This window comes from Bradyrhizobium sp. BWA-3-5, from assembly GCF_032917985.1.
Taxonomy (GTDB): domain Bacteria; phylum Pseudomonadota; class Alphaproteobacteria; order Rhizobiales; family Xanthobacteraceae; genus Bradyrhizobium.
Window position 1 is genome coordinate 458,604 of sequence record NZ_CP136626.1, and the last position, 18,862, is coordinate 477,465.

Consider the following 18,862-nt stretch of genomic DNA (forward strand, 5'->3'; position numbering starts at 1 on the left):
GCGGGCGCAGGATCGTCGACAAGCGGGTTCCGACGCGAGCCTTGCGCCGGGCAGCGCGCTGTTACCCGGCGAGCGCCTTGCGGATCATCACCGCCATGTCCGATTTCCGATAGGGCTTGGCGAGCAGCAAGACGCCTTCGTCGAGCCGTCCGTGATGAATGATGGCGTTCTCGGTGTAGCCTGAGGTGAACAGCACCTTCAGCCCGGGCCTTACCTTCGATATCTCGTCGGCAAGCTGGCGTCCGTTCATGCCGGGCATGATCACGTCGGTGAACAAGAGGTCGAAGGCGTGGCCGGCGTGGACCAGCGCGAGGGCTTCGGTTGCATTCGCCGCATCCAGCGTCACGTAGCCGAGCGAGTGCAGTTGCGCCAGCACATAGTCGCGCACCAGCTTGTCGTCCTCCACGACCAGGATCCGTTCGGCGCCGCCCTCGATGGCCGGCACCGGCGCGGGTTCCGCCGCCGGCAATGCGCCGGCGGCTGGCGGCAGATACATCTTGATCGTGGTGCCGTGGCCCTCCTCGCTGTAGATCATGATGTGTCCGGCCGATTGCTTGATGAAGCCGTACACCATGCTGAGCCCGAGGCCGGTGCCTTTGCCGGGGCCCTTCGAGGTGAAGAAGGGATTGAACACCTTGTCGAGAATCGCGGCCGGGATGCCCGTTCCGGTATCGCTCACCGCGATCATGGCGTAGCGGCCCGGCCGGACGTCGCTGTGCATCTTCGCATAATTGTCGTCGAGCACGACAAAGCCGGTTTCGATGATCAGCTTGCCTCCATGAGGCATCGCGTCGCGGGCATTGAGGGCGAGGTTGAGGATCGCGGTGGCGAGCTGATTGGGATCGACGATCGCCGAACAGGTCTCCTCGTCGAACACCGATTCGATCTCGACATGTTCGCCGAGCGTTCGCTGCAGCAGTTTCGCGGTGTCGATGATCAGTGTGTTGACGTCGGTCACCTTCGGCTCCAGCGGCTGCTTGCGCGCGAAGGCGAGCAGGTGCTGGGTGAGGTCGGCGCCGCGCGAGGCCGCCTCGTCGATCATGCGCGTGATAGCGGCGAGCTGCGGATCGCTTTTGACCGCGTCGGCGAGGATCTCGATCGTTCCGGTGATGACCGTCAGGATATTGTTGAAGTCGTGCGCGATGCCGCCGGTGAGCTGTCCCATCGCCTCCATCTTTTCGGCCTGGCGGATCCGATCCTCGGCGGCGAGCTTGTCGGTGAGGTCGCGGACGAAGGCGTTGAACAGGAAGCCGCTGCGCGTTCGTAGCGCTGCGATGCTCAGCTCCGCCGTGATCTCCTTGCCGTCCCGCCGCCTGATCTGGAGTTCACGCCGGGGCTGGCGCACCACCTCGTTGCCGGACTGCAGAAAAGTTTGCAGGGCCTTTTTCAGAGGCCCTTCGCCGTCGCGCCGGCCCATCAGATCGAACACGTTCTTGCCGAGCGCCTCATTGCGGGGCCAGCCGAAGATGGTTTCAGCCTGCGCATTCCAGGCGCGGATGACGCCCTTCTCGTCGATCTGGACGAATGCATCGAGCGCGGTGTCGATGATGCCGCGCGCGAGGCGCTCGCTTTCGCGCAACGTTTCCTGTGCCAGCCGGCTCTCGGTCATGTCACGGCCGACGAAGAAAAAGCGCTTGACCGGCTCGGACCATGTTCCAAGCCATGACAGCCACACCTCGCGGCCGTCCTTGTGAATGCAGCGCGTATCGGCAATCTTCGGGCGCAATCCGCGGCGGGCCGCGCGCATTTCCTCGCGCGAGTTCTCGAGATGGTCGGGGTGAATGAAATCGACGCCGCTGCGGCCGATCATTTCTTCGGGCCGATAGCCCAGTATCGTCTCGCAGCTCGGGCTGATCTGAACCAAATGGCCGCGGGAATCCATCACCATGATGAGATCCTGCGACGTCTCGAAGATGCGCCGGAGCTCTTCGGTCTGTTGCCGCAGCACCTGCCTGGTCTTGTTGGTTTCCGTGATGTCGCGCGCGACCTTGGAGATGCCGATGATCGCGCCCGAGGGCGCCTTGATCGGCGAGATGCTGAGCGAGACCTCGATCCGGCTGCCGTCCTTGCGTAGGCGGACGGTCTCGTTTTGCTCGATCCGTTCGCCCCAGCCGATCCGGCGCAATGTGTCATGCACCTCCTCCAGGCGGTCCATCGGAACGATGAGGGTGATATTCTTGCCCGCCGCTTCCGCGGCCGTGTATCCATACAGCCGCTCCGCGGCCGAGTTCCAGCCGGTGATCGTGCCGTCGAGCGAGGTCGTGATGATGGCGTCGTTGGAGGATTCGACGGCCGCGCTGAACAGCCGCTCGCGTTCGGCGTGATGGTCGCGCGCCGCTTCAGTGCGGCGGTGCTCCTGAACTTCCTGCTGCAGCGCGGCGGTCTTGCGGTTGATCTCCTCGATCGCTTGCGCGAATGCGCGTGCGAGCACGCCGGTCTCGCCGCGCGCCTCGATTGGAATGGTGACTTTTCCCTTGCTGGCCACCCCCTGAACGGCTTCGGTGAGTTGGACGATCGGCCGCGTCAGAGATCGCGCGATCAAAATCGCCAGCACGGCTGCGAACAGCACGGCGACGCCGCCGACCAGAAGCGAGGTATTCCTGATGCTGGCGGCCGGTGCCATGATGACGGCGTTGGGGGTGGTTTCGATCACGGCCACCCATTCGCTTCCAGCCAGAACAGCGGGAGCAAACGCGATCCCGTTGGATCGGCCTTGCCGATCCGTCACGATATCGGCACTGCCCTGCGTGGCCCCGACCTGCGCTGCCAGATGCGGGAAGTCGGCCATCCAGTCGTTGGGCTTGCCGAGCAGGGCGCCGAATTCGCGCGAACGATCGGGGTGAATGAGGTAGTCGCCGGCCCGATTGACGACATAGATCGTTTCGCCCGGCCATGCCGCGGACCTGAGCCGGTCGAATGCGCGCCGCATGTCGACATTGATCATGAAAATGCCGAATGGCTTGCCGTCATCAGCGAAGATCGGCGTCGCGACGCGAATCGTCGGCCGGTGCACCTCCTCGATCAGCCCGTTGAAGCGACCGAGATCGAGCGGCGAGACGTAGAGTTGGGTGGGGTCCAGTCGGAGGGCCTCCTTGAAGTAGCCGCGATCGCTTCGCTTCTGCAGATCCGCTTCCGGGACGATCCTGATTGTGCCGTTTGGGCCATTGCGATCGACGCGCACCAGTTCGCGTCCATCGTTGTCGAAACCGATAACCCGGAACATCGCGTAGGTGGGCTTGGCTTCGAGTTCCGCCGCGAAGCGCGTCGCTATCCGATCACGCCAGGTCTTTTCGGACACGCCATCGGTCGGATCGGTGCCGCCTGCCTTGCGGGCGCGCACCAGCCCATGCAGCGCGACGGCCGAACGGAAGCCGACGACGTCGCCGGTTGCACTGGCGGCGTAGTATTCGAGATCGGTCGCGAGCTGCCGTGAATGCGTCTCAATGCGGTCGCGGGCGCGCAGCAGCAGCGCCTGTTCCAGGTTGCGATAGCTCAGCCATCCGACCGCGGAAACCGCGATCGCGACCAGCGCAATCATCGCGATGGCTAGCCTGGTCGTGAGCGTCATGTCGCTGTTCGCTCGCCCTCCACCTCCGCCCGGCAGGCGGCCGGACAAATCCGATGCTATGGCGCATCATGGGGAGGAAGCAACACCGCCGGCAGGGCGAGGGCCGCGCCGGGCGGCATCCAGGCAGCCGGCGACGGCCGCCAGGAGATCGGCGGCCCTGAACGGCTTCTGCAGGCTGGAGACGGCGCCGAGCTTGGTCGCCATGGTCAGGAAGTCGGGAGCGGAATCGGCTTCGGACGAAATCGGCCGGCCGGAGATGACGATGATCGGAAGCTGCGGGTGCTGTTGCCGAACCATCCGCATGGTCTCAAATCCATCCATGCCCGGCATGTAGATGTCGAGGAACAGCAGGTCGAAATCTCCGGCCTGGCACATTGCCAGGCCCTTTCGTCCGTCACCGGCGGTGACCACGCTATGGCCGGCACGTTCCAGCAACAGGCGGATGGTCATCTGGACCGCCGCATCGTCATCCACGACCAGTATTCTTGCCAAAGGAAAAAGTTCTCCGGGCTCCGATTGAATCAGGCAACGGCAGGTTGCGAGTGTTGCTGAATCCGCGTGTCGCTGCAACTGCTTCACAGCCACGAGCGTTCCGCAGATCGTTAAAATGCAGGTAAAATGTGCTGGTTTCCGCATATTGCCGTGCAGACAAAGCCAGCGCCGGCGCCATCGGGCGTGGTTCGCCATCCGTGCGGTGCGGCGCGGATCAGTTGCTGAGATATTCCGGATGACGCGAGCGAATCCGGGCGAGCTCACTGAGCGTCCCGGATAGATGGGTGCGTAGATGCTTCTGCGCCTCGTCCGCCTCGCCGGCATCGATCGCTTTTACGATCAGTCTGTGATGCCGCACGATGTCCTGTGCCTTGCCGGGCGAGGGCAGGTGCATCCGGCGCAGGCGGTCGATATGTCCGCTGCGGCTGCGCACCAGCGTCCAGATGTCCTGCTTGTCGGCGGCCGTGTAGAGCTGACTGTGGAACTCATTGTCGGCCGCCATGAATTTCTCGAAGTCGCCGGCCTTTGCATATTGCTGCTGGCGGGCAATCGTGGCGTGAAGCTCGACGACGAGTGTTTTATCGTGCTGCAGCGCGAGGGCGCGCACGATCTCCAGTTCGACGGCCTGGCGCAGGAAATGCGCCTGCTGCGCCAGCCGCACATCAACCCGGCTGACCACGGTGGCATATTGCGGGAAGACGTCGACGAGGCCTTCCTCCTCGAGCCGCATCAGTGCATCGCGGATCGGTGTCGAGCTGACGCCGAACTGGGCGGCGAGGGCGGCGCGCGACAGCGGCGATCCCGGCGGCAGCTCCAGCGAAATGATCATGCCGCGCAGGCGCTCGAACACCTGCGGCGCCGCCTGGCGGTCGCGATCCAGCCGGCCGGCGGAACGCGGGGCAGCGCGGCGGGAGACGATTTGCGGGGGAGCCATTCGGGCGGCCGGCCGTTTTCGGAAAGGGACTTGCTTCAGATGCACTAATACATTAGTGCATCTCCGCGAAGGCGTCAACGCGGCGCCGGGAGGAGATGCACAATGAAAAACGGAATGTGGCGCGCCTGCACGGGCGCCATTGCGATGCTGGTGCTGCTGTCGGGCTCAGAGGCCTTCGCGCAGCAGAAGTCGGAAGTCACGCTGTCGCGGCAGCCGGGCATCTTCTACATGCCCTCCCACATCATGGAAAAGAACAAGCTGATCGAGAAGCATGCGGCTTCGCTCGGCGTACCAGGTGTCACCACCAAATGGGTCAACTTAAGCGGCGGCGGCGCGCAGACCGACGCGCTGCTCGCCGGCAGCGTTGACATTCTCAACACCGGCACCGGCAATTTGCTGCTGCTGTGGGATCGCACCCGCGGCGGCGTCAAAGGCATCGTCGCCACCTCGGCGCAGCCAATGACGCTGATCAGCCGCGATCCGAATATCAAGTCGATCAAGGATTTCGGCCCCAACGACAAGATCGCGGTGCCGACCGTCAAGGTATCGACGCAGGCGATCGTGCTGCAGATCGCGGCCAGCGAGGCGTTCGGCGCCGACCAGTGGTCGAAGCTCGATGCCAACACGGTGCAGCTCGGACATCCCGACGCCTATGTCGCGATGACCAATGCGCAGCACGAGGTGCGCAATCACTTTGCGATTCCGCCGTTCACCTTCCTTGAAATGAAGAATGTTCCCGGAGCCCATGTCGTGCTGTTCTCGCCCGACGTGATGGGCGGGCCGCTCAGCCAGGCACAGTTCTTCACCACGACCAAGTTCGCCGATGCCAATCCGAAGATCGTGCAGGCGGTGCGCGACGCCACCAAGGAAGCGCACGACCTGATCCGCAGCGACACCAAGGCTGCTGTCGAGATCTACAAGGAAGTTACCGGCGACAAGACCAGCGTGGAGGATCTCCTGGCCTGGCTCAAGGAGCCCGGCATGATGGAGTGGAACCTGCAGCCGCAGGGCACCATGAAATTCGCAGCCCATCTGCACAAGGTCGGCACGCTGAAGACCATGCCCAAGGCGTTCACCGACTACTATCTGCCGGTCGCCCACGACCTGAAGGGCAATTGATCGACATGACCGCGCTTCTCGATGTCAGTGACGTAACGCTGCGCTACAAAACCTCGAGCGCGGTGGTGACCGCGACCGAGCGGGTCAGCTTCTCGGTCGATCGTTCCGATCGCTTCGTGCTGCTCGGCCCCTCCGGTTGCGGCAAGTCGACGCTGCTCAAGGCGGTTGGCGGCTACATGAAGCCGAGCGAAGGCAAGATGCGGATCTCGGGCCGGGAAATCTCCGAGCCCGGCGCCGACCGGATGATGATCTTCCAGGAGTTCGATCAGCTGCTGCCATGGAAGACGGTGCTGGAGAACGTGATGTTTCCGCTTCTGATGACGCGGAAGTTGCCGCGCAAGGACGCCGAGGCGCGGGCGCGGGCGTATATCGAGAAGGTCAGCCTCACCCGCGTCGTCGACGCCTATCCGCACACGCTCTCCGGCGGCATGAAGCAGCGCGTCGCAATCGCGCGCGGCATGGCGATGGAGCCGGATATTCTCCTGATGGACGAACCGTTCGCCGCACTCGATGCGCTGACGAGGCGGACCTGCCAGGACGAACTGCTGCAGCTCTGGTCAGAGACAAAATTCACGGTCTTGTTCGTCACCCATTCGATCGCGGAAGCGATCAAGATCGGCAATCGCATTTTGCTGCTGTCGCCGCATCCCGGCCGGGTCAAGGCCGAGATGATCGATGTCGACAAAGTCTCCGGCGAGGACGGCAGCGCCGCGCGGCTGGAAAAGCAGATTCACGATCTGCTGTTCGCCGACGCCGTCACGACACACTGACAGGGAGCGCGCAATGGGTGAAGCCAGAATTCTGCTGCGCGATGCCGCCGACCTGAAGGCCGCGGTGCCCGCGGAAGTCGAGCGCAAGCTGACGGTATTGGAGCTGCTGTGGAACGACGGCTTCGTCCGCAAGTCCGTGATCATCATCTTCCTCGCTGCGGCCTGGGAAATCTACGGCACGGTGCTCGACAATCCGCTGCTGTTCCCGACTTTCCACGACACGATTCTCACGATGTTCGACAAGGTGCGTGACGGCACCATTCCCCTGCGCGCCTGGGCGTCGCTGAAAGTGCTGTTCATGGGCTATGCCGCCGGCATTGCGCTGGCAGCCATCTTCACCATCCTCGCGATCTCGACCCGGATCGGCACCGACTTTCTGGAAACCATCACCGCGATGTTCAATCCGCTGCCGGCGATCGCGCTATTGCCGCTGGCGCTGATCTGGTTCGGCCTCGGCAATGGCAGTCTTGTGTTCGTACTGATTCATTCGGTGCTGTGGCCGGTCGCGCTCAACACCCATTCCGGCTTCAAGAGCGTCTCGAACACGCTGCGCATGGTCGGCCGCAATTACGGCTTGCGCGGCCTGCCCTACGTGTTCCGCATCCTGATCCCAGCGGCCTTCGCCTCGATCCTGACCGGCCTGAAGATCGGCTGGGCCTTCGCCTGGCGGACGCTGATCGCCGCCGAATTGGTGTTCGGCGTCTCGTCGGGGCAGGGCGGTCTCGGCTGGTTCATCTTCGAGAACCGCAACCTCCTGGACATCCCCGCCGTGTTCGCTGGCCTGTTGACCGTGATCGTGATTGGCCTGATCGTGGAGAACCTGATCTTCCGCACGATCGAGCGCAACACCGTCCAGAAATGGGGCACCCAATCATGACGAACAAAAAGAACCCCACTGAGCTTCGCAGCGCGCGCTGGTTCGCGCCCGACGATCTCCGCGCATTCGGCCACCGTTCGCGCGCCATGCAGATGGGCTACGCGCCGGAGGAATGGAAGGGCCGGCCCGTCATTGCGATCCTCAACACCTGGTCGGATGCGCAGCCCTGCCACATGCACTTCAAGAGCCGTGTCGACGACGTCAAGCGCGGCATCCTGATGGCGGGTGGCTTTCCGATGGAGCTGCCGGCGCTGTCGCTGTCGGAATCGTTTTTGAAGCCGACCACCATGCTCTATCGCAACATGCTGGCGATGGACGCCGAGGAATTGCTGCGCGGGCATCCGGTCGACGGCGTCGTGCTGATGGGTGGCTGCGATAAGACTACGCCGGGCCTCCTGCTGGGTGCCACTAGCATGAACCTGCCGACGATCTATCTGCCGGCCGGCCCGATGCTGCGCGGCAACTGGAAGGGCAAGACGCTGGGCTCCGGCTCGGATGCCTGGAAATTCTGGGACGAGCGCCGCGCCGGGAAAATCTCCGACAAGGACTGGGTCGATGTCGAGGCCGGCATCGCGCGCAGCTATGGCACCTGCATGACCATGGGCACAGCCTCGACCATGACCGCGATCGCGGAATCGATCGGCATGACGCTGCCGGGCGCGTCCTCGATTCCCGCCGCCGACGCCGGTCATATCCGCATGGCTTCGCAATGCGGCCGCCGTGTCGTCGAGATGGTGTGGGAAGACCTGACGCCGGAGAAGATCCAGACCCGCAAAGCCTTCGAGAATGCGATCACGGTTGCGATGGCGATGGGTTGCTCGACCAATGCGATCATCCATCTGATCGCGCAGGCCCGCCGCGCCGGCCAGGACATCGGGCTCGACGATTTCGAGAATGCGAGCCGCAAGGTCCCGGTCATCGCCAATGTGCGGCCGAGCGGTGACAAATACCTGATGGAAGATTTCTTCTATGCCGGCGGCCTGCCTGGCCTGATGAGCCGGATCAGGGAGCATCTGCATCTCGACGTGATGACCGTGACGGGCCAGACGCTTGGCGACAACATCGCGCGTGCCGAAGTCTATAATGACGACGTCATCCGCACAGTGAAGGATCCGATCTATGCCGAGGGCGCGCTCGCCGTGCTCAAGGGCAACCTCGCGCCGGATGGCTGCGTAATCAAGCCGAGCGCCTGCGAGCCGCGTTTCCTCAAGCATACGGGGCCGGCGCTGGTGTTCGACGATTATCCTTCCATGAAGAAGGCGATCGACGATCCTAACCTCGACGTCACGGCCGATCACGTTCTGATCCTGCGCAACGCCGGCCCGCAGGGCGGCCCGGGCATGCCGGAATGGGGCATGTTGCCGATCCCGACAAAGCTGGTGAAGCAGGGGGTGCGCGACATGGTGCGGCTGTCGGACGCGCGCATGAGCGGCACCAGCTACGGGGCCTGCATCCTGCACGTTTCGCCGGAATCCTATATCGGCGGCCCGCTGGCGCTGGTGCGCACCGGCGACAAGATCACGCTCGACGTTGCCGCGCGAACCATCAACCTCGATGTGCCGGAGGCGGAGTTGGAAAAGCGCCGCGCCGAATGGAAAGCGCCGGAGCCGCGCTATGAGCGCGGCTATGGCTGGATGTTCACCCGCCACATCAAGCAGGCCAATGAAGGCTGCGATTTCGATTTTCTGGAGACCGGATTCGGCGCACCTGTCAGCGAGCCGCCGATATATTAGCCACCGTCGTTCCGGGATGGTGCGAAGCACCAGACCCGGAACCTCGAGATTCTCAGGTGCGCAATTGCGCACCACAGTTCACTCGCTGACGCGGGTGCTCCGGAATGACTGCGAACCTGGATGGAAAACCAATGGCAAAGCTAAGCGACGCCACCCGCAACAAGCTAAAAACCGTCTCCACCGCCACCGTCGCCACCGCTTTGTTCAAGCGCGGCTTCCGCATCCAGATGATTCAGGATGTGCACCCGATCGGTCCCGGCCAGCCGGTGCTGGTCGGCGAAGCCTTCACGCTGCGCTACATGCCGGCGCGCGAGGATCTCAACAAGATTGACGTGTTCCGCAATCGCGCCCACCCGCAGCGCAAGGCGGTCGAGGATTGCCCGCCCGGTGCGGTGCTTGTCATGGACAGCCGCAAGGATGCGCGGGCGGCGTCCGCCGGCGCCATCCTGGTGACGCGGCTGATGCAGCGCGGCTGTGCCGGCGTGATCACCGACGGCGGCTTTCGCGATTCGAGCGAGATCGCCGCGCTCGGCTTTCCCGCCTATCACCACCGCCCGAGCGCGCCGACCAATCTGACGCTGCACCAGGCGATCGAGATCAACGTTCCGATCGGTTGCGGCGATGCGCCGGTGTTCCCCGGCGACATCATCCTCGGTGATTCCGACGGCGTCATCGTGATCCCCGCGCACCTCGCCGACGAGATCGCCGACGAAGCAGTTGAAATGACGGCGTTCGAGGATTTTGTTGCCGAGGAGGTGCGCAAGGGGCGCTCGATCCTCGGCCTCTATCCCGCAACCGACGAGCAGACGCCGAAGGACTTTGCCGTCTGGCGCAAGGCCAACGGACGATAGTGTTCCATTCCCGGGCGCGGGATCCTAAAATGACGCAACAGTGGAGAAACCACCCATGCTGATGTTCAACAATCTGATCGATGGCGAATGGTTGTCCGATGGCGCTCGCGCGCCGAACGTCAACCCATCCGATACCAAGGACATCGTCGGCGAAGCCGTGCGCGGCACGCGTGCGCAAGCCGAGGCTGCGATTGCGGCTGCCAAAGCGGCGTTTCCGGCATGGTCGCGGTCGACGCCGCAGGCGCGCTACGACATCCTGAAAAAGGCGTCGGACGAAATCCTGGCCCGCAAGGACGAGCTGGGCCGGCTGTTGTCGCGCGAGGAAGGCAAGACGCTGCCGGAAGGCGTCGGCGAAGTCGCGCGCGCCGGCCAGATCTTTGCGTTCTTTGCCGGCGAATGCCTGCGGATGGCCGGTGAGAAACTCGCTTCCGTGCGCCCCGGCATCGACATCGAGATTACACGCGAAGCGCTGGGCGTCGTCGGCCTGATCACGCCGTGGAATTTCCCGATCGCGATTCCCGCCTGGAAGATCGCCCCGGCTTTGGCCTATGGCAATACCGTGGTGATCAAGCCGGCCGATCTTGTTCCGGGCTCGACCTGGGCGCTGGTCGATATCCTGCATCGCGCCGGCCTGCCCAAGGGCGTGCTCAACCTCGTGATCGGGCGCGGCTCGGAAGTCGGCGCGGTGCTGCTTGAGCATCCCGATGTTGCCGCGATCAGCTTCACCGGCTCGGTGGCCACCGGCCAGAAGGTCGCGGCGGCCTGCATCGCTTCGCGGCCGATGAAGAAGTTTCAGCTCGAAATGGGCGGCAAGAACCCACTGGTCGTGCTCGACGACGCGGATCTGAAGGTTGCGGTGGAATGCGCCGCCAATAGCGCGTTCTTCTCCACCGGCCAGCGCTGCACCGCCGCCTCGCGGCTGATCGTCACATCGGGCATTCACGACAAATTCGTCGAGGCGCTGACCGAGCGGATGCGCGGCCTGAAGGTCGATGACGCGGTGAAGGCCGGTACCGATATCGGCCCGGTCGTCGATCAGAGCCAGCTCGATCAGGATCTCAAATATATCAGCATCGGCAAGGACGAAGGCGCCAAGCTCGCCTTCGGTGGCGAGCGCCTCAACCGCGAGGCGCCCGGCTTTTACCTGCAGCCGGCGTTGTTCACGGATGTGAGCAACAAGATGCGGATCGCGCGCGAGGAGATCTTTGGGCCGGTGGCCGCAGTCATCCGGGTCAAGGATTATGCCGAAGCGCTGGCGACCGCGAACGACACCGATTTCGGCCTGTCATCCGGCATCTGCACCACCAGCCTGAAATACGCCAGCGACTACAAGCGCAACTCCGAAGCCGGCATGGTGATGGTCAATCTGCCAATCGCCGGCGTCGATTACCATGTGCCGTTCGGTGGCCGAAAAGGCTCCAGCTTCGGCGCCCGCGAGCAGGGCCGCTATGCCGCCGAGTTTTATACGACGGTGAAGACGGCCTATACGATGCCGTGATGGCCTTGCTCTCACCCGGCGCATAGCGCCGGGTGAGAGGACGATTCCTGTATCGTCGCGGTCAGGAAGCGCGCAGAGCAAGACTGTACAGGAAGCGCTCCATCTCCGGCACGAACCGCTGTTGCCGAAATCCCGCTTTCGACAATACCCGCTGCGATGCGATGTTGTCCGGATGGGCGAAGGCGCGCAGCACCGGCCAATGCGTCTGCCTTCTCGCAACAACAACGCAGTGTAGCGCTAGTTCGGTCGCATAACCCTTGCCCCACGCCTGCGGAGCAAGGAAGTACCCGACTTCGGGACCCCAGCCCGGATCGAAGGGATCCTCATAGAGGCCCCCGAAGCCAATTGTCGAATTCGTTTCCTGCTCGATGACGACCCAGGGCGCGCAGCCGACGCGTCGCCGCTGCCGCTCATGAGCGGCGAGATAGCGCCGGCAGTCGCGCAGCGATTTCTGCCGCGCCGTGTATCGCATCGCTGTCGCGTCGCCCAGAAATTCGAACAAGGATTCCGCGTCCGCTAGACGTGGCGGCCGGAGCAGCAAGCGTTCGGTTTCCAGCAGCATAGGAGGAGACTAGCTCCTCCGGATCGCGATTTGAAATCCGATATTTGTGTCGTTCTTGAGCTCGTTCCGATCCGGGCGGTGTGCTTGGTTACACATCACCCTTTTCCGCCAGCCCGGCGGCCCACAGCGCGAACGCATAGACGATCGCGACCTCATCCAGCCGGTTGAACCGCCCGGATGCGCCGCCATGGCCGGCGCCCATGTTGGTGCGCAGCAGCACCGGGCCGCCACCGCTCATCGTGGCGCGCAGCCGCGCGATCCACTTGGCGGGCTCCCAATAGGTGACGCGCGGATCGGTCAGGCCGCCCATCGCCAATATCGCCGGATAGCCCTTCGCCGCGAGATTGTCGTAAGGCGAATAGGACAAAATGGTTCGAAAATCCTTTTCGCTCTCGATCGGGTTGCCCCATTCAGGCCATTCCGGCGGGGTCAGCGGCAGGGTGTCGTCGAGCATGGTGTTGAGCACGTCGACGAACGGTACTTCGGCGACGATGCCGGCGAACAGTTCACCGGCGCGATTGGCCACCGCGCCCATCAGCATGCCGCCGGCGCTGCCGCCATGGCCGACGATGCGTTTTGCGCTGGTGTATTTGGCTTCGATCAGCGCGCGCCCGGCGGCGGCGAAATCGTCGAACGTGTTCGTCTTCTTCTCGCGCTTGCCGTCGAGATACCAGCCCCAGCCCTTGTCCGCACCGCCGCGGATATGCGCGATCGCATAGACAAAACCGCGATCGACCAGCGACAGGCGGTTGGATGCAAAGGACGCCGGCATCGCCATGCCGTAGGAGCCGTAGCCGTAGAGCAGGAGCGGCGCTTTGCCGTCGCGCACGAGGTCCTTGCGGTGCAGGATCGAGACCGGCACTAACGCGCCGTCATGCGAGGTCGCCATGATGCGCGTGGTGACATAGTCGGCAGGGTTGTGGCCCGACGGAATCTCCTGCCGCTTGCGCAGGATTCGCGCGCGCGTTGCCATGTCGTAATCGTAGACTTCCGCGGGCGTCGTCATCGACGAATAGGAAAACCGCAGATTCGTGGTTTCGAATTCGTAGCCGCCCATGGTGTCGAGCGAGTAGGCGGCCTCGTCGAAGGCGATGGCGTGCTCTTCGCCGTTACTGAGGTCGCGGATGATGATGGCCGGCAGCGCGTTGGCGCGCTCCAGCCGCACCATGTGGCCGGCATAGAGCTCGACGTCGAGGACATAGACGCCTTCGCGATAGGGAATCAGGTCGCGCCAGTTGGCGCGTTCCGGCGCGGCAAGCGGTGCGGTGACGACCTTGAAGTCAATGGCGTTATCCGCATTGGTGAGGATGAACAGTTCATCGCCGCGGTCGGCGATCGAATATTGCACGCCTACCTCGCGCGCCGCGACGAGGCGGGGCGGTGCGTCGGGATTGGCGAGATCGATCAGCCGTTGCTCCGAAGTCTCATGGTCGCCGCCGGCGATCACGCAGAAGCGGCCGGAGGAGCTCTCATGCAGATGGGTGAACCAGCCGGAATCCTGCTCCTCATAGACCAGCGTGTCGTCGGCCTGTTTGGTGCCCAGCTTGTGGCGCCACACCTGCATCGGGCGGTGGTTGTCGTCGAGCTTGACGTAGAAGAAGCTTTGACAATCCTTGCTCCAGACGATGCCGCCATCGGTCTCCTCGACCAGATCGTCGCGGTCGACGCCGGTTGCCCAGTCGCGCACGCGGACCGAGAAATATTCCGAGCCCTTGGTGTCGGCGGTCCATGCCTGCAGCTTGTGATCAGGCGAATGCCGGGCGCTGCCGAACTTGAAATATTCATGGTTCACGGCCAGCGCGTCACCGTCGAGCACGATCTGCACTTCGCCGCCGTCGCGCGGCGTGCGGCCGAACAGTTCGTGCTGCCCGCCCTCGCGGAATTTTCGCAAATAGGCGAACGGGCCGTCCGGCGCCGGCACACTGGAATCATCCTCCTTGATCCGGCCGCGCATTTCCGCGACCAGCTTCTTCTGCAGGGGCGCGGTGTGGCCGAGCAGGCCCTCGGTGTAATCGTTCTCGGCTTCCAGATATTTTCGGATATCCGGATCCAGGATCGAGGGATCGCGCAAGACTTCCTGCCACTTCGGGTCCTTGAGCCAGGCGTAATCGTCCGTCACCGTGATGCCGTGCCGGGTGAAGCTATGCGGGCGCTTCGGCGCGGATGGGGCTGACAGGGCAGGGTTCTTGGTAGCTTGGGTCACGCGGTCCTCGAATGGCTCAGTGGTGGGCCTTATATCGGGGTGAATCGAGCGGATTACCAGAGGCCTGCGGGTCGTCATTGCGAGGAGCAACGCGACGAAGCAATCCATCTATCCGGTATGACGAACTATGGATTGCGTCGCTTCGCTCGCAACGACGGCGGCTAACTATTCCTTAACCGCGCCCCGGCGCCGCCGCCGAACATCGGAATTCGATTCACCGCCAGCACCACCGCGAAGGTGATCACCAGCATGGCGATACCCAGCACCGAAATGGCGGCGAGATCGCCGCTTTCGTTGAGGTCGTAGATCAAAACCGACAGCACCTTGGTCTGCGAGGTGAACAGCACGATCGCGGCGGAGAGTTCGCGCATCACGCCGATGAAGATGAAGCACCAGGTTGCGATCACGCCGGTGCGCAGCAGCGGCGCGGTGATCCGCCACAGCGATTGCAGCCGCGTTGCGCCGAGGATGCGGCTGGCGTCCTCCAGCTCGGGGTGAATGGTCGCAAACGCCGCTTGCAATTGCTGATAGGCCGACGGCAGGTTGATGGTCAGGAACGCCAGCAGCAGGATCCACAGCGTGCCGTACAGCACGAAGGGCGGCCGCGTGTAGCTTAAGAACAGTCCGACGCCGAGCACGATGCCGGGCACCGCAACCGGCGCGGTGGCAAGAAAACCGAGCAGGCGGTGGCTCGCAATCGCGCGGCGCGTCGTGACATAGGCGACGACCAGCGCGAGGATGGTGCCGATGGTCGCGGTCGACGCGCCGAGGATCACCGTGTTCTTCAGCGCCAGCTGGGTCGACGAGAGTTCGGTGAAGACGAACACGATGTTGTGCAGTGTCGCCGTCGACGGCGTCACCAGCGTGGTGGCGTTCGGCGAGAATGCGGCGTTGAGCAGCGCTAAATAGGGCAGGAACACCGGGTTGAGCAGCACGATCAGGCAGAATGCCAGCGCGGCCCAGCGCCAGCCACCCATCTCGACCGGGCGCGGCGGACCGTATTTGCCGCCGACCACGGAAAAACCGCGGCGGCCGAGCAGGAATTTCTGGCCCTGCAGCAGAAGGATCGTCAGCACCAATAGCGGCACGGCGGCGGCCGCCGCGAGCTCGAGTTTTGGCGGGTACTGGAACAGACTCCAGATTTTCGTCGTCATGGTGTGGAAGCCCGCCGGCAATGCCAGGATCGCGGGTGATCCGAACAGGGTCATGGCCTGCAGGAACGCGATCAGTGCGCCGGCAACCAAGGCCGGCAGCGCGAGCGGGATCGTCACCCGCCGCGCCGTCGTCCAGGCCTTGCCGCCGAGGATGGCGGAGGCGTCTTCCAACTCTCCCGGCATGTTGTCGAGCGCATTGGCGACCAGCACGAACACGAACGGAAAGGTGTAGCAGGAGATCACGAAGATCAGCCCGGTCAGCGAATAGATGTCGAACAGCGGATCGTCAGCGCCGGTGAGATGGCGATAGAGCTGGTTCAGCATCCCGCTGTTCGGCGCCGCCAACAGCTCCCAGGCGACCGCGCCGAGAAACGGCGGCGTGACGAACGACGCTGTCACCAGCGCGCGGATAATCTGCCGCCCCGGCATGTCGGTGCGCGACACCAGCCACCCGATCGGGGCGGCGACCAGGCAGCAGAGCACCGCGGAGGTGGTGGCGATGATCGCGGTCGTCCACAGCGGATCGAGAAACGCGGGGTCGGTGAACAGCGTGACGAAATTCTGCAGCGTCGGATGGCGCGCCTTGTCGGTGAATGCGAACAGCACCAGCCACGACAGCGGCAGCACGATCAGAAGGATCATGAAGGCTGCGAACAGCCACAGCACTGGGCGGGTGAGATCGAAGTTGGGGGCGTCGGTGCTGGCGGTGGTCATGCTATTTCCACAAGCGAGCTGCAAGTCCCTCGCCCCGCCCTTGCGGGGAGAGGGTTGGGGTGAGGGGCTCTCACCGCACATTCGGACTCGCGGAGAGCCCGCTCACCCGCCGCGCATCTTTCGATGCGCGTCGGGCTCTCCCCGCAGGCGGGGCGAGGCTGGACAGCCGTCGCTTTCATCCTCACACCCGAAACAGCCGCGCATAGCGCGTCTTGATCTCTTCCGCCATTTTCTCCACGCCTTCCGCGTCCTCCTTCATCAGCTTGATGTCGGAAATCTTGCGCCGTCCCGGCTTCGATTGCACCTGCGCATGCGCCGAATATTGCGCGGTGTAGTCGGTGAAGAATTGCTGGGTCTCGCGGGTATGAAACCAGGCGTGAAAAAGGCGGGCGGCATTGAGATGCGGCGCCGACGCGAAGATGGCGGTCGGGCCCGAGATCGTCGGCGCCCCCTCGGCCGGGTAGATCGGCTCGACCGGCTGGCCGGCTTCCTTGAGCAGCACGACGCCATATTCATTGCCGTCGGCCATCACAGCCCGCTCGCCAAGCGACAATTTTTTCGGCGGATCGGTCGACGACTGCACCTGCATCACGCGCTGCTTGGCCAGCTTCTCCATGTAGTCCCAGCCAAGCTCGCGCACCATCTGGAACGTCGCGGTCATGATGGTGCCGCTATAGGCCGGATGTCCCTTCACCATCTTGCCCGCCCATTTGGGATCGAGCAGGTCGGCAAAACTCTTCGGCGTATCCTCGGGCTTCACCAGATTGGTGTTGTACGCCATCGACGACAGATAGATGCGCGAGGTGGCGGACATGCCGTCGGGGTCGCGGTATTCAGGGAGAAAATGTCTGGCGACATCCTCCGGCACGAAGGGCGCCAGCCAGCCTTTCCGCTTCCAGGTGATGATGTGCGACGCATCCGAGGTGTTGATCACGTCGGCGGCGCGGATGTTGCTGCCGAATTCCTGGTCGATGCGCTGAAACAGCCGCTCCGAGCCGGAGCGCTCGATCTGGATGGTGATGCCGGGATACGCCGCCTCAAACGCCTTGCCGAGCTTTTCGCCGACCGGCAGGTCCATCGAGGAATAGAAGATCAGTCTGCCTTCCTTCTTCGCCGCTTCCACCAGCGCCGGCGTGATCGCAACCGGCTCCGGCGTTTGCGCGCGAAGCGGCGAGGCGAACACAGTTCCGGCCGCCAGCGCCGCCGTGCCTTGCAGGATATCGCGTCTGGAAAGTTTTGGCCCCCTCATCGCGTCCTCCCGTTCTGTTGTTGTTTACCGGCTCAGCGCCCGGCAGCGCTCGGGCGGCAGTGTCAGCCAGACCTCCGTGCCTTTCGGCACGTTGGTTTCGGTCGGCGTGGTGACGCGCAGGCTGGTGCCATCGGCGACCTCGACCATGTAATCGCGCGCGGCGCCGAGATAGACCTGCCGCGTGACAACCGCGCGAAGCGCATTCTCCGGTGATGCCGGCGCCTGCGTCGACAATCCGACATCATGCTGGCGGATGGCCACCGCGACGCTCTGGCCAGCCGCAAGCGGCGCGCCGATCACTTGCAGCGTCGCGCCTGCTAAGGAAACGTGATTGGTATCGCGCGCGGTGCCCTTGATCACGTTGCTGGCGCCGATGAAGCGGGCGACGAATTCGGATTCGGGGTGGGCATAGATATCCTCGGGCGTGCCGAGCTGGTCGATCCTGCCGCCGTTCATGACCGCGATCAGGTCGGCCGTGGTCATGGCTTCCGACTGGTCGTGGGTGACATAGACCGTGGTGTAGCGATACTCGTCATGCAGGCGGCGGATCTCGAACCGCATCTCCTCGCGCAGATTGGCGTCGAGGTTGGAGAGCGGCTCGTCGAGCAGCAGCGTCTCCGGCTCGACGATCAGCGCGCGCGCCAACGCCACGCGCTGCTGCTGCCCGCCGGAGAGTTCGCCGGGATAGCGCTGCGCCAGCGCTTCGAGTTTTGTCGTGGCAAGGATCGCCGCCAGCTTCTTGGCGATGGTGTCGCGGTCGAGTTTGCGCAGGCGCAGGCCGTAGACGATGTTTTCCGTCACCGTCATGTGCGGCCACAGCGCGTAGCTCTGGAAGATCATCGACATGTTGCGCTGCTCGGGCGGCAGCGTGCGGGCGCGTGACGACACCAGCCGCTCGCCGACATGGATCTCGCCGTCGGAAGGTTCGAGGAAGCCCGCGATTAGCCGCAGAGTCGTGGTCTTGCCGCAGCCCGATGGCCCGAGCAGGCAGACCAGTTGTCCGTGATCGATTTTCAAGGAGACGTTATCGACCACCGCAAGCGCACCAAATCGCTTGGTCAGGCCGCGCAAATCAACGGACGCCAATCGCCTCACTCCCACCCTAGTTACTGCACGGATCAGCGCCCGGCTTGGTATG

At 63.8% G+C, this 18,862-nt stretch carries 14 protein-coding genes; 6 read left to right on the forward strand and 8 right to left on the reverse strand.

Annotated features, from left to right (window positions below; genetic code table 11):
• Positions 1-61: 61 nt before the first annotated feature.
• From RX331_RS02230 to RX331_RS02240, 3 genes are all read right to left on the reverse strand, one after another.
• A complete protein-coding gene (locus RX331_RS02230) occupies positions 62-3,568 on the reverse strand; it encodes a PAS domain S-box protein (RefSeq protein WP_317255042.1) in 3,507 nt (1,168 codons plus the stop codon).
• Between the two features lie 66 nt (positions 3,569-3,634).
• The gene (locus tag RX331_RS02235; protein WP_317255043.1) at positions 3,635-4,060 is read right to left on the reverse strand and encodes a response regulator; all 426 of its coding nucleotides are present in this window, start codon (positions 4,058-4,060) and stop codon (positions 3,635-3,637) included.
• Positions 4,061-4,274: 214 nt separating this feature from the next.
• Positions 4,275-4,994 (reverse strand): GntR family transcriptional regulator, encoded by a 720-nt coding sequence (locus RX331_RS02240; protein ID WP_317255044.1) that lies wholly within the window; start codon positions 4,992-4,994, stop codon positions 4,275-4,277.
• Between the two features lie 114 nt (positions 4,995-5,108).
• On the opposite strand from RX331_RS02240, the gene RX331_RS02245 reads away from it, so the two are divergent.
• The 6 genes from RX331_RS02245 to RX331_RS02270 all read left to right on the forward strand — a co-directional run bounded on the left by RX331_RS02245 (position 5,109) and on the right by RX331_RS02270 (position 11,842).
• Positions 5,109-6,113: an ABC transporter substrate-binding protein gene (locus RX331_RS02245; RefSeq protein WP_410708353.1), complete on the forward strand. Its 1,005-nt coding sequence runs from the start codon at positions 5,109-5,111 to the stop codon at positions 6,111-6,113.
• A gap of 5 nt (positions 6,114-6,118) precedes the next feature.
• Complete coding sequence (locus tag RX331_RS02250) at positions 6,119-6,883, forward strand: ABC transporter ATP-binding protein (protein WP_317258364.1); 765 nt, start codon at positions 6,119-6,121, stop codon at positions 6,881-6,883.
• Positions 6,884-6,896: 13 nt separating this feature from the next.
• Positions 6,897-7,760: an ABC transporter permease gene (locus RX331_RS02255; protein WP_317255045.1), complete on the forward strand. Its 864-nt coding sequence runs from the start codon at positions 6,897-6,899 to the stop codon at positions 7,758-7,760.
• Positions 7,757-9,493, forward strand: a complete 1,737-nt coding sequence (araD, locus tag RX331_RS02260; protein ID WP_317255046.1) for an L-arabinonate dehydratase — start codon at positions 7,757-7,759, stop codon at positions 9,491-9,493. The genes RX331_RS02255 and araD overlap by 4 nt, the downstream gene beginning before the upstream one ends.
• Positions 9,494-9,624: 131 nt before the next feature.
• The gene (locus RX331_RS02265; protein ID WP_317255047.1) at positions 9,625-10,344 is read left to right on the forward strand and encodes a ribonuclease activity regulator RraA; all 720 of its coding nucleotides are present in this window, start codon (positions 9,625-9,627) and stop codon (positions 10,342-10,344) included.
• A gap of 55 nt (positions 10,345-10,399) precedes the next feature.
• Positions 10,400-11,842 (forward strand): aldehyde dehydrogenase family protein, encoded by a 1,443-nt coding sequence (locus tag RX331_RS02270; RefSeq protein ID WP_317255048.1) that lies wholly within the window; start codon positions 10,400-10,402, stop codon positions 11,840-11,842.
• Positions 11,843-11,903: 61 nt separating this feature from the next.
• On the opposite strand, the gene RX331_RS02275 is transcribed toward RX331_RS02270, so the two are convergent.
• The 5 genes from RX331_RS02275 to RX331_RS02295 all read right to left on the reverse strand — a co-directional run bounded on the left by RX331_RS02275 (position 11,904) and on the right by RX331_RS02295 (position 18,810).
• The gene (locus RX331_RS02275) at positions 11,904-12,344 is read right to left on the reverse strand and encodes a GNAT family N-acetyltransferase (RefSeq protein WP_317255049.1); all 441 of its coding nucleotides are present in this window, start codon (positions 12,342-12,344) and stop codon (positions 11,904-11,906) included.
• A gap of 148 nt (positions 12,345-12,492) precedes the next feature.
• Complete coding sequence (locus RX331_RS02280; RefSeq protein WP_317255050.1) at positions 12,493-14,607, reverse strand: S9 family peptidase; 2,115 nt, start codon at positions 14,605-14,607, stop codon at positions 12,493-12,495.
• A gap of 161 nt (positions 14,608-14,768) precedes the next feature.
• Complete coding sequence (locus RX331_RS02285; RefSeq protein WP_317255051.1) at positions 14,769-16,475, reverse strand: iron ABC transporter permease; 1,707 nt, start codon at positions 16,473-16,475, stop codon at positions 14,769-14,771.
• A 181-nt stretch (positions 16,476-16,656) separates the two neighbouring features.
• A complete protein-coding gene (locus tag RX331_RS02290) occupies positions 16,657-17,724 on the reverse strand; it encodes an ABC transporter substrate-binding protein (protein ID WP_317255052.1) in 1,068 nt (355 codons plus the stop codon).
• A 24-nt stretch (positions 17,725-17,748) separates the two neighbouring features.
• Positions 17,749-18,810 (reverse strand): ABC transporter ATP-binding protein, encoded by a 1,062-nt coding sequence (locus tag RX331_RS02295; RefSeq protein WP_317255053.1) that lies wholly within the window; start codon positions 18,808-18,810, stop codon positions 17,749-17,751.
• Positions 18,811-18,862: the final 52 nt, after the last annotated feature.

What these genes read in the sequence shown, in the direction of transcription:
- RX331_RS02240 (WP_317255044.1), bottom strand. Translation starts at nt 4,994, where the DNA reads ATGGCTCCCCCGCAAATCGTCTCCCGCCGCGCTGCCCCGCGTTCCGCC.
- RX331_RS02285 (WP_317255051.1), bottom strand. Translation starts at nt 16,475, where the DNA reads ATGACCACCGCCAGCACCGACGCCCCCAACTTCGATCTCACCCGCCCA.
- RX331_RS02265 (WP_317255047.1), top strand. Translation starts at nt 9,625, where the DNA reads ATGGCAAAGCTAAGCGACGCCACCCGCAACAAGCTAAAAACCGTCTCC.
- RX331_RS02245 (WP_410708353.1), top strand. Translation starts at nt 5,109, where the DNA reads ATGTGGCGCGCCTGCACGGGCGCCATTGCGATGCTGGTGCTGCTGTCG.
- araD (WP_317255046.1), top strand. Translation starts at nt 7,757, where the DNA reads ATGACGAACAAAAAGAACCCCACTGAGCTTCGCAGCGCGCGCTGGTTC.
- RX331_RS02290 (WP_317255052.1), bottom strand. Translation starts at nt 17,724, where the DNA reads ATGAGGGGGCCAAAACTTTCCAGACGCGATATCCTGCAAGGCACGGCG.
- RX331_RS02270 (WP_317255048.1), top strand. Translation starts at nt 10,400, where the DNA reads ATGCTGATGTTCAACAATCTGATCGATGGCGAATGGTTGTCCGATGGC.
- RX331_RS02255 (WP_317255045.1), top strand. Translation starts at nt 6,897, where the DNA reads ATGGGTGAAGCCAGAATTCTGCTGCGCGATGCCGCCGACCTGAAGGCC.
- RX331_RS02250 (WP_317258364.1), top strand. Translation starts at nt 6,119, where the DNA reads ATGACCGCGCTTCTCGATGTCAGTGACGTAACGCTGCGCTACAAAACC.
- RX331_RS02230 (WP_317255042.1), bottom strand. Translation starts at nt 3,568, where the DNA reads ATGACGCTCACGACCAGGCTAGCCATCGCGATGATTGCGCTGGTCGCG.